Consider the following 15,796-nt stretch of genomic DNA (forward strand, 5'->3'; position numbering starts at 1 on the left):
TGATTTCGTTAAAAACTAGACTGCGGCAGTCTTGCTGTAATTGGTCTTGACGTAATTGAGGACGATCTCGTGAAACTCTTCCACGATGCGCTCGCCGCGCAGCGTCGCCACCTTGGCGCCATCGACAAAGACCGGCGCGGCTGGCGATTCGCCAGTGCCGGGCAGGCTGATGCCGATGTTGGCGTGTTTCGATTCGCCGGGACCGTTGACGATGCAACCCATCACGGCCACGTTCATCGCTTCCACGCCCGGGTAGGTTTTTTTCCACTCCGGCATCTGGTCGCGCAGGAAGGTCTGGATGTTGTCGGCCAGCTCCTGGAACGTCGTTGACGTGGTGCGGCCGCAGCCGGGGCACGCGATCACCATCGGCGTGAACTTGCGCAGGCCCATGGTTTGCAGGATCTCCTGCCCCACCACCACTTCCTTGGTGCGGTCACCACCCGGCTCCGGCGTGAGCGAGATACGGATGGTGTCGCCAATGCCCTCTTGCAGCAGCACCGACAGCGCGGCGGTGGACGCCACGATACCCTTGCTGCCCATGCCCGCCTCGGTCAGGCCCAGGTGCAGCGGATAGTCGCAGCGCTTGCCCAGTTCGCGGTACACGGCGATCAGGTCCTGCACGCCCGAGACCTTGCACGACAGGATGATCTTGTCGCGCGCCAGGCCCAGTTCTTCGGCACGGACGGCGTTCTCGATTGCCGACGTGATCAACGCTTCGTACATGACCTGCTGCGCGGTCCACGGCTCGGCGCGGCCGGCGTTTTCATCCATGATGCGCGCCAGCAGCGCCTGGTCGAGGCTGCCCCAGTTGACGCCGATGCGCACCGGCTTGTTGTAGCGGGCCGCCACTTCGATCATCTGCGCGAACTGGGTATCGCGCTTGGCGCCCTTGCCCACGTTGCCCGGATTGATGCGGTATTTCGATAGCGCCTTGGCGCACTCCGGATAATCGTTGAGCAGCGTGTGGCCGTTGTAGTGGAAGTCGCCGACCAGCGGCACATCGACGTCCATCTTGTCGAGCTGTTCGCGGATGTACGGCACGGCTTCGGCCGATTCCGGACGGTCCACGGTCAGGCGCACCAGCTCGGACCCGGCACGCGCCAGGTCGCGGATCTGGATCGCGGTTTCGATGGCGTTGGCGGTATCGGTATTGGTCATCGACTGCACGACCACGGGAGCGTCGCCGCCCACCCAGATCTGGCGCTGGCCGTGCGCCACCAGCACGCTGCGGCTGGCGCGGCGCGGTGACTGGCCCGAAGGAATAGCTGTTGGCGAAGAAGACATGGTGGTTTTACTCGGAACTGGTATTTGTTGGCTTGCTTGGTTTTGCTTGGCTTACTTGATGTTCACGCGGGCGATCGTACCGCCTGCAACTTGCGGCAACGCCAGCGGCGCGCCGCCCAGCGAAGCCTGAACACCAGCTGGCTTGCCGACGATCAGCAGCGACGGGCCCTTGATGTCGAAGGTTTCGGTGCTGCCGGCCTTGACCACGCGCGAAATCAGCGGCGCGGCGCCCGGACGGCGAATCTCTACCCACGAATCCTCCGCTACTTTCAGGACCAGCGCGGTGCCGGTGACGGCTGCTGCAGTCGTGGCAGCAGCGGCTGCGGCCGGCGCTGCGGTGGTCGTAACCGGCTGACCGGTCACGGTAGGCGCCGGCGTATTGACCGGTGCGGTGGCCGGGGTGGTAACAGCGGCGGAACCGGCAGCTGGCGCAGGCGCGACGCCGGCCACCGTGCCAGCATTGGCGGCACTACCGCCATCGACCGGCGGCACCGACACCAGCGGCACATTCGGCGACTGCAGCGGCGCGGTTTCCTGGCCGGGCTTGACCAGCGTGGTTTCCAGCGGCGCCACCGTGGCATCGGTCTTGGCCGGCTCGGTGGCGACGGCAGCGCTATCGGCGCCACGCTCGAACAGCGCCAGCGTGTGCGCAATCAGGCCGCTCTGGTAGAGGAAAATCCCGCCCACCACGACCACCACTGCCACACCACCCATTACCCAGGCGCCGGTGTGCGAGTTACGCGACTTCATCAGCGGCATGCGCGTGTCGGAGAACGTGGCCGCGATTTCCTTGCGCGGAGGCGACACCTCGGGACTGGTGGGCGAACGCACTTCGATCATTGCCACCAGCGGCGTGGCGTCGATGCGCACCACCTTGGCATAGGCGCGCACGAAACCGCGCGTGACGGCCATATTGGGCAGCGACGCATAATCGCCAGCTTCGAGCGCCACCACCTGGCGCGGCGCCAGCTTGAGCTGGTCGGCGATCTGCTCCACGGTCAAGCCCAGCGCTTCGCGCTGCGCCTTCAGTTGTGCTCCGGGCGTAGCCAGGCCGGTTTTGGCCTGGTCTTTTGGCGGTTCTACCCACTCAGAATTCATTGCTGTCTCACTCATCAAACGCCCCACGTTGATAAGCAGCATACTCGGTCGAGCCGGGGTAGCGGGACCGTAACTGCGTGACCCAACCAGCTTGTTTTCCCGTATCGCCCACTTGATGCTGCACTTTAATCCCGAGCCACAGCACATCGGCCGTCAAGCTCTCCATCTTTGCCACGTCAGCCAGGCGGGTCACGAAGAAATGGGCACGCTGGACATCGCGTTTTTCCACGTAAAGCCGCGCCAGGTTGGCGTTGGTGGCCGGCAGATCGGGCGTCAACTGCAACGCTTGCAGCAGATAACGCTCCGCGCTGGCGTAATCCTTGATTTTCAATGCACACGCACCGGCATTGTTGGCGGCGCTGGCCGGCGAGCGGTAAGCGCGGTTGGCCAGCGCGGCGTCGAACAGCGGCAACGCCTCGGCCACGCGGCCGCTCTCGCACAAAAAAGAGCCGTAATTGTTGGCCAGGTCCGGATTTTCCGGCGCCAGCTTGCGGGCGCGGCGGAAATTCTCGTCGGCGGCAGCGGTATGGCCCAGTGCTTGCTCGATCAGGCCGCGCAAGCCCAGCGCTTCGGCGTTATCGGGCTCGGCAGCGAGCGCCAGCTTGATTTCGCCCAGCGCCACCGCGTACTGGCCCTGCTCGAAATAACCGACCGCCAGTTGCGTGCGGATCGCCGCCTTGCGCTCGGCGCTGCCCGGCGCCCGTGCGCTGTCGGCGCCACGGGCAGATTGTGGACTATCCGGGGTCGTGACGCAACCGCCCAGTGCGCCGGCCAGCAGCGGGAACATCCCGAGCATGGCCAAGCGATACCGGTTGCGCTGCGCCCAACCCGCCATCAGGAATGGATCTCCACGATCTTGCCGAAATTGGCGCCGAACTTTTGCTGGTACTCGGCCATCTTGCCCATGCGCTCCTGGACGCGGGTGCGGTCCTGGACTTCGCCAGCGAGCTGGCCGCAGGCGGCGTCGATGTCGTCGCCACGGGTTTTACGGATGGTGGTCACCAGGCCGGCATCGACCAGAATCTGGGCGAACGCCTTGATGCGCGGATTTTTCGAGCGCAGCAGGCCCGATTCCGGGAACGGATTGAACGGAATCAGGTTGAACTTGCAGTTGATGCCATCGACCGGGTGCTGCACCAGTGCGATCAGTTCGCGCGCGTGCTCGTCGCTGTCGTTGACGCCGTCGAGCATGCAATATTCAAACGTGATGAAGTCGCGCGGCGCGTATTGCAGGTAGCGCTTGCAGGCAGCGATCAACTCTTTCAGCGGATACTTCTTGTTCAACGGGATCAGGCCGTTGCGCAGCTCGTCGTTGGACGCGTGCAGCGAGACGGCCAGCGCCACCGGCACTTCCTGCGCCAGGCGGTCGATCATCGGCACCACGCCCGAGGTGGACAAGGTCACGCGGCGGCGCGACAGGCCGTAGGCGTTATCGTCCAGCATCAACTTGAGTGCCGTGGCGGTAGGTTCGAAATTGAGCAGCGGCTCGCCCATGCCCATCATGACCACGTTGGTGATCTGCCGTTCGCCCTTGGGGCCGGGCTCGATGCCCTTGGTACGGCGCAGTTCGAACTCGGCCATCCACAGCTGGCCGATGATTTCGCCGACCGACAGGTTGCGCGAAAAGCCCTGCTTGCCCGTCGAGCAGAAGCGGCAGTTTACGGCGCAACCGGCCTGGGTGGAAATACACAGCGTGCCACGGTTTTCTTCCGGGATGAACACGGTTTCGACCGCGTTGCCATTGCCGACGTCGATCAGCCATTTGCGGGTGCCGTCGGTGGACGTGTTGTCGCTGATGATGGCTGGCGCGGCAACAAAGGCGCGGGTTTTCAGTTTGTCGCGCAGCGACTTGGCCAGATCGGTCATGCTGTCGAAATCCGACGCGCCGAATTGGTGGATCCAGCGTTGCAGTTGCTTTGCGCGGAACGGCTTCTCTCCCAACTCGGCGCAATAAGCGATGAGCTGCGCGGGATCGAAGTCCAGCAAGTTGGTCAGAGGTGCGTTCATAGTCAGTCCAGACAATACAAAAAGTTTCCGTTTCCACCAAGGCGGAAACGGAGACATTACAAAAAATTACTTGCCGAAGAAGTAGGCGATTTCTACTTGAGCAGCTTCTACTGCGTCCGAACCGTGAACGGCGTTGGCATCGATCGAGTCGGCGAAGTCAGCACGGATGGTGCCTTTGTCAGCCTTCTTAGGATCGGTAGCGCCCATCAGTTCGCGGTTTTTCAGGACGGCGTTTTCGCCTTCCAGGGCTTGGATCATGACTGGACCCGACACCATGAAATCGACCAGATCCTTGAAGAAGCCGCGCTCTTTGTGCGCAGCGTAGAAGCCCTCAGCTTCTTCACGCGACAGTTGCTTCATTTGCGCAGCAACGATCTTCAGGCCAGCGTTTTCGAAACGGCTGTAGATTTGGCCGATTACGTTTTTTGCAACTGCGTCTGGTTTGATGATCGACAGGGTGCGTTCGATTGCCATTTGAAAAACTCCAATAAAAAGAAAGGTTTAAAACAAGAATTGATAGTTCAATCAACCTTCGATTTTAACATAGAACACTACGGACTTTCGAGAACCAGCACCAGATTAGCCCGAACAATGGCTCACGATAGAGCATTTTGAAGCCGTGCAAGCACGATATCGGGCATTTGATGCCGGTTTAAGCCCCCTTTAAGTGCTTTTGCCCCAGTTTTTTGGGTAATCTCGCGCGGGCGTGCTATCCTTTTATCTAAGCGGATTGCTCCGCACCAACTATTGGAGGCATCATGAACAACTTGCAACAAAACACCTACGACCTGAGTAGCGGTCGCCGGGCGGTGCAGCACAACGTGTTGCGTAACACGTACTGGCTGCTGGCGCTGTCGATGATCCCGACCGTGCTGGGCGCTGCGCTCGGTATGGCGCTGCACCTGCCGCTGACCGGCGGCATCATGATGATCGTGTTCCTGGCCGGCGCGTTCGGTTTCATCTGGGCCATCGAGAAGAACAAGAACTCCGGCCTGGGCGTGGCCCTGCTGCTGGGCTTTACCTTCTTCATGGGAGTCATGCTCACGCCGCTGCTGACGCGCATCATGGGCTTCTCCAACGGCGGTACGCTGATCATGATGGCCTTTGGCGGTACGGCCTCGGTGTTCGCGGTGCTGGCGTCGATCGCCACCGTGACCAAGCGTGATTTCTCGGGCATGGGCACCTGGCTGTTCGCCGGCGTGATCGTGCTGATCCTGGCATCGCTGGCAAACATCTTCTTCGCCATCCCTGCCCTGAGCATCGTGATCTCGGTCGTGGCGATTGCCATCTTCTCGGCTTACATCCTGTATGACGTGCAGCAGATCGTCAACGGCGGCGAAACCAACTACGTCAGCGCCACCCTGCGCCTGTATCTGGACGTCTACAACATCTTTACCAGCCTGCTGTCGCTGCTGGGCTTTGCGGGCGGTAGCCGCGACTAAGCGCTAAGTCCATGCCGGTCTTACCGACCGGCTGACGACAAAAGCCGCCAACCTTCACGGGTCGGCGGCTTTTTTTACTCGTGTCCCGCTTCAGGAAAACCGGGAGAATCAACCACGCCCTCTCGGAGCGCCATGAGTCCCGCTGTCCCAGTTATCTTCATGATCATTGTCGGCACACTGCTGTTCGCCGGGCTGTTCTGTATTTTCCGCTTCAAGTATTCCACCCGATCGGCCTTCGCCCTGGCGATCATCTTTGCTGGCGGTGCCGGACTGGGCTTTGTAATCGCTGCAATGCTCACCATGCTGACGATTGGTTTCGCCCCCATACTGAATTCAGGACTTGCTGTCAGTTTCTATCTGGGCTCGATAGCGACAGGCGCAATTGCAGGCGGCATTACTTCAGTGCGCTGGGTTTTGCGGCACTGGCATTGCTGACACCAAGGCGCGTTGGAACGCGTTGCATGCCATGTCGAAGGTCGGCGGCTCACGTCCGTACACCATCACCTCAATGAACCGGTCGTAGTGCTGCCGCATCTGCATATCTGCCTGGACCGATTCCATTGCCTTATACAGCTCTCCGACAGGGTCGCCGAGAAACTCAGGATGCTGACGAGAAAACAACTGAGCGTCTTTTTCTATGACGTTAAGCATCAACGAATGAAGGCGGTCACTCGGACTGAATAACGCGGGATAAGCTGCGGCGATTTGGTGAATGTCGTAGAGATGACGAACCATTAAGGGTTCGAAGATTCGCCCGGGATTCTCTTGATACATTGCCAAGCGCCGGGGAAACAGCACCAGCTTCTCCACCGCCGCTTCCATCAAATCTATGCATGGCACTTCAAATGTTTGCCCGACAGTCGCTGCTGCAAGGACATCGAATAGCAGCCCGATTTTTTTTGTGGCTACCGGGGCAGAAAGTTGAGTGTAATTGAACTCCACCCGAACATGGGCGCGCATGTCGAACCCAGGCGAAAAATACGACTCGTAGGCTATGCTGAGCAATATATAACCGTTGTTGTTGCGAGCCTTATCGACTTTGATATATTCAACTGGAAATCCTGACGCCACTAGGCACTCCATCACCTGACGCTTGAATGCGCCCAAGAGCTCACGCCGTTTGCTATTGCCGAGGACTCCAGCCGCCTTGCTGACAACCTTGAAATCAACATCCTCCGAAATCCTGGCAAGCAACTTGTAGGCCTTGGAAAGGCAGGTTCCACCGCAAAATACACAATCGAAATTGCTGTTGCCGAGTTGACTGATAACCTTGAGAACCTGCGTGACAATAAAGTCCTTTTCAAGCGCGTATTCGGCGATGGCAAGGCCGTTTTCATTGATCAGGTCGGATATCTGATGACTTTGATAATGGTCAATCTTTCTCATACATGATTTTGCGATTGCCAATCGCGATGGCTCGGCGTATCCGGGATTTGCCCACGCTGATTACAGCAGACATGGGCATTTGAGTACTTTTACCGGCTCGAAGTTCCCGAGCCTCGGCCCCGATATCAGCTTTCACCCCAAGTTTCCGCATGGTTTCCAGGCCGATATCGATCAATGATCCTGTCGGGACCGGTTTACCACTGATGGTAGACGGCCGCGCCTTGGCGTAGACGCCGTAGCCCACGCGCGTGATTTGCCCCTGGTCGACAAGCTCCTTGATGACACGGCTTACTTGCCGATATCCACCAAAGTGGTCGAACTCCTGGCGCAAGAACACCATGCTCTTAGACGCGCGAATGCGCGCGGAAATGCGTTGCTTGATTGATGTGGTGGTCATGGCATCCTCCTTACACGCCCCGGGGAAAGTCGCAAACACAGGCTATTCAATGTCCCATATTTGCACCTTGAGTCGGGAAATTCAAGCGCGCTAACGCGCATTGCCGCGCACCTGGAAACGGCTGCTGGCCACGACCTTGTCGGCCGCGTCCACCAGCGCCAGCTCGTGGGTGCCCGGTTGCGGGGTCCAGGGGAAGTCGGCGCTGGCGGCGGCCAGGGCGGCGCCGTTCAGACGCCAGGTCAGGCCTTGCGCGGCCTGGGCGTGGAACATCACGCGTTCGCGGCCGGGCGGAATGTCGGGGTCGATGGCGATCACGCTGCCGGGTGACGGATAGACGATAGCTGGCGGCTGGCCGCTGTCGCTGTCCTGCAGCAGCGCCACGACCGCGGTGTCGGTGCCGGCCAGGAACCATTCGGCGCGGGTCGGTTCCAGCGCCGGCTGCCAGGTGACCTGGCGCCGTACCACGCCGGCCGGCGCTGCCGGTGCGCGGCTGGGCTGGCCGTGGTGCAGGTAGTCCATCACGTCGCGCCACACCGGCGCAGCGCCCGTCACGCCCGAGACGTCCCACATGGCCTGGCCGTCGAAGTTGCCGACCCACACGCCGACAGTGTAGCGGTCCGAGTAACCGATGCACCAGTTGTCGCGCATGTCCTTGCTGGTACCGGTTTTGACCGCGCTCCAGAACGTGGTGGCCAGTTCGTTTTTCAGCCCGAAGGTGGTGCTGCGCGCGGCGCGGTCGGCCAGGATGTCGCCGATGATGAAGCTGGTGCGCGCATCGAGCACCCGCAGCGGCTTGGATGCCGCGCTGCCACCTGCCCTGCCGCCTGCCCCAGCGCCGGCAAGTCCGTCAACCGTGGCCACCAGCCTGGCCGGCGCATACAGGCCGCCATTGGCCAGCGTGCGGTAAGCGTTGGTCAATTCGAGCAGCGACACCTCGGCCGAGCCGAGCGCCAGCGAGTAGCCGTAGTAGTCGGCCGATTCGGTCAGGCTGCTCAGGCCCACGTCGCGCAGGCGCGCGTAAAAGCGGTCCAGGCCCGTCATCACCAGGGTGCGCACGGCCGGCACGTTGAGCGAGCTGGCCAGGCTGGTGCGCACGCTCACATACCCTTTAAAACCCTTGTCGTAGTTCTGCGGCGCGTAGGTGCCGGCCCCGGTGGCAATCCCGAAGCTGCTGTCGTCCATCAGCGAGGCGGCGGTAAGCAGGCGGCGCTCCAGCGCCAGCTGGTACAGGAACGGCTTCAAGGTGGAGCCGGCCTGGCGCAGCGCGGCCACGCCATCGACCTCGGCGCCGCCCGCGTTGCCGACATACGCCAGGATGTCGCCGCTGGCATTGTCGAGCACCAGCACTGCGCCGTCGTTGACGTTGCGCGCGGTAAGCGCCATCAACTGCTGGCGCAGTGCGCCCTGGGCAAAGCGCTGCACGTCGGCGTCGAGCGTGCTGCGCACCGACTGCCCGGCTGCCATTCCGGTCAGCAGTTGTTGCGCCACCTGCGGCGCGGGCGCCAGCCCGGCAGCCAGTTGCGGCCGGCCGAGGGCAATCGCGGTACGCAATTCGATGTCGGCGCAGGTGGCCGGCATGCGCAGCTCGCGCGCCAGTGCGCAGGCGCGCTGCGACACCAGGCGCGGCGCAGCCGAGGGCGCACGCAGCAAGCTGGCCAGGATGGCCGACTCGGTCAGGTTCAGCCCCGACGGCGCCTTGCCGAACAATCCGCGCGAGGCGGCGCCCACGCCCTGCAACTCGCCCCGGAACGACACCAGGTTCAAATAGGCTTCGATAATCTGGCGCTTGGTCCAGCCTGCATCGAGCTCGCGCGCGGCCTGGATCTGGTCCCACTTCTGGCCCCAGCTGCGGCCCTTCGACTTCGGCAGCAAGGCCGGATCAAGCAGCGCCGCCAGCTGCATGGTGATGGTCGATGCGCCGCGCGGGCGGGTGCGGAACAGGTTGTCCCACGCCGCCTTGGCCGCCGCGTTCCAGTCCACGCCGCCATGCTCGTAGAAGCGCTGGTCCTCCGCTTGCAGGATCGCCGCAGGCAAAGCCGGCGAGATATCGTCAAACGACACCCAGTCGAGCCGGCGCGCCTTCATGTCGATGCGCAGCGACTGTACCGGTACACCGTGGCGGTCGAGCAGTACAGCCTCCGAGCTGCGGTATGCTGCGCGCACCTGCTCCGGCGTGGGTATGGACGATGCCAGCGATGCTGCGGATGCCGCCGGCTGGGCCAGCGCCGCGGAGGCGGCCAGCGCCAGCGACCACGAAAATGTCCGTGCCTTCGCGCCCGCCCCCGCCCTCGCGCGTGTACGGTTATTTGCCCAAGCGCGTACCGGCACAGCGATCCGCTCAGCCATCCCCTTCATTTGACCACCACCTGTTCATTGGGCGCCGCGCCAAACATCTCGGGGCTGTACAGCGCTTCCACCCGCGTGGGCGGCAGGTTGAACTGGCCGGGATTGTTCAGCCGCACCGTGTATTCGACGCTCCATTTACCCTTGGGGACGAATTCGTAAAACGCCCGGTAGCCGTCGAAGCTGCGCTCCTCGAACGCCAGCCACGCCCAGCCGGCCTTGCGGTTGCCGCGGTCCAGCAGCGCCGCGTCACGCCCCAGTCCCGAACCGAGCACGGTGGCGCTGGCGGGAATCGGATCGTCCACCACCACCCAGGTCATGTCCGACTGCGCTTCCAGTTCGAGCCGCACCCGGTACACATCGCCCCGCGACCACACGCCGCGCGTCTTCTGCTCGACCGGCGTGATGGTCTTGGCGATGGTGTAGCCGCTCGATACCGGCGCCTTGAGCGGCAGCGCCGCCAGCGTGCGCACCGTCACCCACGGTTTGCCGGTGCCGGCGTGGACCAGGTCCAGCGTACTGCTGCCCTTCGGCCATGGCAGTGCGACGGTGGTCGATTTGAGGTCGGTACTCGGCGCGGCTTTCGGGTCGGCCGCAATTCCGGTTTTGCTGCCCGCCTTGACGCCTGCCTTACTGCCGGCATCAGCAGGCACCGCACCAAAACTCACCGACATGCTGGCCCCGCTCAGCGTGGCAGTCGCGCTGCCGGTCACCGGCGCGCGCTCGAACACGGCACTGAAACGGTCCATGGCCAGCACGCCCCAGGCGTTCGACACGGTCGTGTCCCAGTGTCCCGCGCGCTGGCGTCCCAGGGTGCCGCGCGCCAGCCGTCCCATGTCGGCGCGCCAGGCGGGATTGTCGGCCATGGCCAGCAGCAGCCGGTTGGCGTTGCTGTCGGCCGACGACATCAGCCACCACCAGTTGTCGGTGCGCTCGGTGGCAAAGCCCATGGTTGTGCCTTGCAGGTTCAGGCGCGCACGCAGGATCTGCTCGGCCTGGGCCAGCTGCCTGGCCTGCTGCGGCAGCTGGGGCGAGCGTTTCAGCACCAGGTACCAGTCGATCACGGCCGACGTGGGCCACAGGTTGGGCGCGACCGTGAACGATTCGAGGTCGTCGTGGTTGATGGCGTTGCTGCGCGAGAGCGCCTCCAGCGCCGCCACCTTGCGTACCGCCAGGTCGGCCGTGGGCAGCGGCGATTCGAGCCACAGCTTGCCCTGCACAAAGGCCTGCAAGCCCGACTCCATGCGCGCCTTGAGTTCCGCCGGAATCTCGTAGCCGGCCTCCTGGCTGGCCGACAGCACGTACGCGGTCAGGCTGTCGCTGCCGTGCAGCATGGGGGCGAAGTACTTGACCAGGCCATTGCTGTCCAGATGCGCCGGCAAGGTGGCCACCGCCGTGCGCCACAGCGCCGGATCGCGCAGTGCGATCGCGCGCGAGGTCACCTGTTCGAAGCAGCGGTACGGATAGTCGCGCATGAAGTCGCGCACGCCGGGCAGGTCGCCGCCCAGGCGCGCACTGAACTGCGCCTGCACCTCCCCCCGTCCGGGCAGCGCATCGTCGGGCAGGCGCACCGCCATCGACTGCTTGCCATCGAGTTGCAGCAAGGTCGCTTGCGTGGTGCGCACCGGCACCGCCGGCGCCACTTTCTGGCTGACCTTGATGCTGTCGCGCGCGCCGTTGCCTGCATTCGCCACGGTGGCTCCTACTTCCCACGCCAGAACGGTCACGCCGGCCGGCACCTGGTAGTCCCAGCCGATTTCCTTCGCCTGCCCCGCCGCGAGCGCGACCTTTTGCGTGGGCAGCGTCTGCGCGCCCGCCCTGGCTGTCAGCGCCACGTCCAGCGCGGCGGCGGTGGTGTTGCGCACCGTGTAGATGGCGCGCAGGCGGTCGCCCTCGCGCACCAGCGCCGGCAAGCCGGAGAGCAGCATCAGGTCCTGCGTGCTGCGCACCTCGGCCTGGCCGGTGCCAAACAGGCCTGCCTGGGCGCTGGCGATGGCGACGATGCGAAACGCGGTGAGCGAGTCGTTCAATGGCACCTCGACCGACGCCGTGCCGTCGGCATCGAGAACCACCTGCGCCTTCCAGAACAGCAGCGTGTCGAACAGCTCGCGCCCGCCGCCCTTGCCGCCGCCACCGCCGGCCGCCACCGCCTTGCGGCCGAAGTGGCGCTTGCCCACCACCTGCATCTGCGCGGTGGCCGTCTGCACTTGCAGGCTGCGCTGCTGCATCATGGCGTCGAGCAGGTTCCAGCTGGTGTTGGGCATCAGTTCCAGCAGGCCCACATCGACCGCCGCCAGCGCCACTTCGGCACCCGCCGGCGGCGCCGACCCGTCCGCGCGCGTGACCCGCACCTTGACCTTGGCCTTGTCGCGCACCTTGTACACCTGCTGGTCGGTATCGACCTGCACCTTCAGTTCATTGACGGCCCAGCCTACCCGCACCGGCGCGATGCCAAGCTTGTAGGCAGGCTTGCCCAGGTCCACCAGTGCGGTGGGCTGCACGCCGGCCACGCGCCCGCGCACCACCAGCGCCGACACGTACACATTCGGTGCGTAACCGGCCTTGATCGGCACCGTGAACACCGGCGCGCTGCCCACGAGCGGGCGCACATAGCTGTCGATCACGCCCTCGCGCTCCACCGTCACCAGGGCGGTCGCCGCGCGAAACGGCATCCGCACCTGGAAGCTGGCGTCCTGGCCCGGCTCGTAGCGCTTGTGTTCGGGCAGCAGGTCGATGCGGTCGTTGTCGGACACGTTGAACCACCAGTCGTCGCCATCGGCCACCCAGGTTTCGCGGTGGGCGGTGGTCGCGCGCTGCTGCGCGTCCTGCGTTTGCGCGCGCAGGATCAGGTTACCCGCCGCCGGCGCCTTGACCTGGCAGACCAGCAGCCCCTTGGCGTCGGTGCGTCCTGCGCAGGCGTGGCCCAGCGCTTTCACTTCGCTGCTGTTCTCGTAGGCGTAAAAGCCGCCGACCAGGCGGCGCCGGTGCGAAGTCGATTCGCGCTGGAAGAAGTCCACAGACACCGGCGCATCGGCCACCGGCTTGCCTTGCAGGTCGAGCACCACCACCTGGAACTTGAGCGCGTCGCGGCTCAATACCCAGCCGTCGGGCGCGATGCCCACCACCACGGCCGCAGGCCACAGGCCCACGCGGGTGGCGGCGGACAAGGTTTCGCCGTTGGCGTCCTGGTACGACAGCTCGGCCGCCAGTTCGCGCGGCACGGTCACCGCCGGCAACTGGTCAATGGTGACGCGGGCACCGCCGGCCCTGTCCAGCGTGATGTTGCGGGTGCGGACAGCGCCACCCACGGCGCCACTGCCTTCCTCGTTGTCACCGTCATCGAAAATGCCCTCGTCCTCGTCGAACGCACCGCCGCTGCGCTCCACGCCCACCTTCACGTCGCCATTGCTGAACGTGAAGTCGCCGTAATCGTCGAAGCTGACCGGCTTGTCCTGCACCAGGGTGCGCAGCTGCACCGGTGCGTCACCGGCGCCGCCGCCGGACAGGTAGCTCAGTTGCACGTCGAGGTCGAGCGAGGCCGCCTGCACCGCCGGCGCCTTTGGCCCCTGCAGCAGCGCCTTCATGGTCGGCACGCGGAACTGCTCGACGCGGAAGCGGCCGGCCGCGCGGCCGCCGACCAGCACCTGGTACCAGCCCTGGCGCGCGTCTGGCGGGATCTTCCAGTCGTTGGCGGCGCTGCCGTTGGTGCGCCAGGCCAGCGGCAGTTCGTAGCGCTGGTCGCTGCCTTCGTGGATCACGAACATGCTGGCCGGGAGCGACTGGTTCGGCTCGAGCGCGAAGCCGTGCATGACCTTGCGGCGCAGGAAGTGCTTCATGTGTACCGTTTCGCCGGCGCGCAGCAGGGTGCGATCGAAGACCGTATTGGCCACCACGTTGTCGGCACCGCCGTATTCGGTGGGCAGGTTGAAGCGCCATCCCTCGATGCCGCGATCCCATTTCGACAAGGTGAACGTCATGTCGGCGCCGTGGCGCGCGCTGACGAACAGGCCTTCGCGCGCTTCGCACACGGGTTCCGCCAGCTCCTGGGCGATGTTGGCCACGCCGTCCTTATTGGTCGCGCCCTGCCACAATAGCTTGCCCGCGCAATCACGCACGGCCACCCTGGCGCCAGCCACCGGCTGGCCCTGGTCGAGCGAGGTGACCCACACCAGCGACGACTGCGCGCCGCGCTTGAAGTGCGCCACCAGGTTGGTCACCAGCGCGGCCGAGCTGACGTATGCGGTCTGGCGTTTGCCCGATAAAGCTTCGCCCAGGCGCGGGCTGGCCAGCTCCACCACGTAGAAGCCCGGTTTTTTCAAGGGGATGCCCACCACTTCGAACTGCTGGCGCCCGCCCGGTTTAGGCATGGTAAAACGCTGCACGCGGTCGGCGCTGCCGTCCTTGACTTCAAAGCCGGCCAGCAGCGGCTTGAACAGCTGATCGTGGTACAGCTCCTGCGGCTCCCAGCCGCCGTTATAGCTCATGCGGCCGAGCCAGCGCACGATCTGCCGGTCCTGCTGCTCGTCGGTGGCGCCTTCGTTGACGCGCAGCGATGCGCCGTCGATATCGACGGCGGCCAATTGTGCAGCGAGCGCCGCCTCCACGTTGCGCACGGTGACCGGCAGCAGCTTGTCGCCCTGCGCTTCGATGATGCCAAAGCGCGCCGGGAATTTCACCAGCGGCGGCTGGGCGTCGGTGTTGATCGTCATCGGAAAGCGCGCGGCGTTGAGGAGCAGGCGGCCCGCATCATCTCTCAGCCCGGCCGGCAGCGCCAGGCGCAAGGCGCTGCTGGCCGGCAGCGGTCCCGCAAAGCTGATGCTGTCCACGTAGTCGGCCTTGGCCTGGTATTTTTCCACTGTCGGCTTGAAGCTTTTGGCGCCTGGCCCGGTCAGCGTGGCGGCCAGCGCATCGGTGCGCCGCACGGGCGCCGAGAAGGTCACGCGGGCGGGCAGGAACGGCAGGCAGCCGGCTTTGGGCGAGAGCCGTTCGCAGGTAAATTTGGCGGTAAAGTCGGGCCGCGTGCGGAATGCCAGCGCCTGGTCCTGGCGCGTGGCGATGCCGTTGTCGGCCGCCATGCCAGCGCCCCACACCAGCGCCACCTTGGCCTTGGCCGGCAACGGCCGCTGGCATTGCAGTACCACCAGGGGCAAGCGCTCCAGGCGCTTGTCCTTGACCGCCATGCCCGCATGCCACACCACGCCGCGCGCCTTGAAATACAGCGACAGGTAGCGCTGCGCAAACGCCTTGCGCTGCGCCAGTATCTGTTCGCGCTCGGCGCCGGCCAGGATACGCACGCCGATTTTTTCGTGGATACCCTCGGCGCGGCACCAGGCGTGCTGCGCGACGGTGGCGTCGCTGGCCGGCGCATCGAGGCCGAGCACGAAAATCTGCTGCTCGTCGATTTGCGATCCCTCGTACGGCAGCATCTCCACCACGGCCGGACCGCCGGTGTCAAAACCGAAGCGGCGCTCGCCCGTCACCGGCTGGCCGGCCAGGTCGCGCGCATCAGGTTTGACCGTGAAGCTGCACGCCACGCCGGCCGGCAAGTCGCGCTCGAAGTCGTAGCTCCAGTTGCTGCCATCGATCCAGCGGCCCTTGCCCGGTTCAGCGCAATCGACCGTGAACGGATCGTCCAGGCGCATGTCGCCGAGCGGCACCATCTGGCCGCTGAAACGCGCGGTCACCTGGCGCACGCCCTTGACGGTGCCGGTGGGCGAAAAAGCGGTGATGGTGGTTTGCGCCAGTGCCAGGAGTGGCAGGCCGCAGAACGCGGCGGCGCCGAGGAAGCGAAACAGGGAACGCATGCAAGCTCCGTTGCTGAAATATTATCAGCCCAGTG

At 64.4% G+C, this 15,796-nt stretch carries 11 protein-coding genes; 2 read left to right on the forward strand and 9 right to left on the reverse strand.

Annotated features, from left to right (window positions below):
* Positions 1-15: 15 nt before the first annotated feature.
* The 5 genes from ispG to ndk form a co-directional block, all read right to left on the reverse strand.
* Positions 16-1,284 carry a flavodoxin-dependent (E)-4-hydroxy-3-methylbut-2-enyl-diphosphate synthase gene (ispG, locus tag SR858_RS18405; RefSeq protein ID WP_026637030.1) on the reverse strand — a complete coding sequence of 423 codons (1,269 nt, stop codon included), beginning with the start codon at positions 1,282-1,284 and terminating at the stop codon, positions 16-18.
* A gap of 51 nt (positions 1,285-1,335) precedes the next feature.
* The gene (locus SR858_RS18410; protein ID WP_019920459.1) at positions 1,336-2,382 is read right to left on the reverse strand and encodes a helix-turn-helix domain-containing protein; all 1,047 of its coding nucleotides are present in this window, start codon (positions 2,380-2,382) and stop codon (positions 1,336-1,338) included.
* Between the two features lie 7 nt (positions 2,383-2,389).
* Positions 2,390-3,217 carry a type IV pilus biogenesis/stability protein PilW gene (gene pilW / locus SR858_RS18415; protein ID WP_019920460.1) on the reverse strand — a complete coding sequence of 276 codons (828 nt, stop codon included), beginning with the start codon at positions 3,215-3,217 and terminating at the stop codon, positions 2,390-2,392.
* Positions 3,217-4,389 (reverse strand): 23S rRNA (adenine(2503)-C(2))-methyltransferase RlmN, encoded by a 1,173-nt coding sequence (gene rlmN / locus SR858_RS18420; protein WP_019920461.1) that lies wholly within the window; start codon positions 4,387-4,389, stop codon positions 3,217-3,219. Before rlmN ends, pilW begins: the two co-directional genes overlap by 1 nt.
* A gap of 66 nt (positions 4,390-4,455) precedes the next feature.
* On the reverse strand, positions 4,456-4,863 hold the full coding sequence (gene ndk, locus SR858_RS18425; protein ID WP_019920462.1) for a nucleoside-diphosphate kinase: 408 nt from the start codon (positions 4,861-4,863) through the stop codon (positions 4,456-4,458).
* Positions 4,864-5,147: 284 nt separating this feature from the next.
* Here ndk and SR858_RS18430 point away from each other — a divergent pair, with 284 nt between their 5' ends.
* Complete coding sequence (locus SR858_RS18430) at positions 5,148-5,831, forward strand: Bax inhibitor-1/YccA family protein (protein WP_019920463.1); 684 nt, start codon at positions 5,148-5,150, stop codon at positions 5,829-5,831.
* Between the two features lie 132 nt (positions 5,832-5,963).
* Positions 5,964-6,266: a hypothetical protein gene (locus SR858_RS18435; protein WP_084669799.1), complete on the forward strand. Its 303-nt coding sequence runs from the start codon at positions 5,964-5,966 to the stop codon at positions 6,264-6,266.
* Here the strand turns inward: SR858_RS18435 and SR858_RS18440 are convergent.
* The 4 genes from SR858_RS18440 to SR858_RS18455 all read right to left on the reverse strand — a co-directional run bounded on the left by SR858_RS18440 (position 6,231) and on the right by SR858_RS18455 (position 15,761).
* On the reverse strand, positions 6,231-7,217 hold the full coding sequence (locus SR858_RS18440) for a nucleotidyl transferase AbiEii/AbiGii toxin family protein (RefSeq protein WP_019920465.1): 987 nt from the start codon (positions 7,215-7,217) through the stop codon (positions 6,231-6,233). The two genes, SR858_RS18435 and SR858_RS18440, sit on opposite strands and share 36 nt — an antisense overlap.
* The gene (locus SR858_RS18445) at positions 7,204-7,614 is read right to left on the reverse strand and encodes a DUF6088 family protein (protein ID WP_154819733.1); all 411 of its coding nucleotides are present in this window, start codon (positions 7,612-7,614) and stop codon (positions 7,204-7,206) included. The genes SR858_RS18440 and SR858_RS18445 overlap by 14 nt, the downstream gene beginning before the upstream one ends.
* Before the next feature lie 90 nt (positions 7,615-7,704).
* Positions 7,705-9,969 carry a penicillin-binding protein 1C gene (gene pbpC, locus SR858_RS18450; protein WP_322533715.1) on the reverse strand — a complete coding sequence of 755 codons (2,265 nt, stop codon included), beginning with the start codon at positions 9,967-9,969 and terminating at the stop codon, positions 7,705-7,707.
* A complete protein-coding gene (locus tag SR858_RS18455; RefSeq protein ID WP_019920469.1) occupies positions 9,966-15,761 on the reverse strand; it encodes an alpha-2-macroglobulin family protein in 5,796 nt (1,931 codons plus the stop codon). The genes pbpC and SR858_RS18455 overlap by 4 nt, the downstream gene beginning before the upstream one ends.
* Positions 15,762-15,796 lie beyond the last annotated feature (35 nt).

The organism is Duganella zoogloeoides (genome assembly GCF_034479515.1).
Classification (GTDB): Bacteria; Pseudomonadota; Gammaproteobacteria; order Burkholderiales; family Burkholderiaceae_D; genus Rugamonas; species Rugamonas zoogloeoides.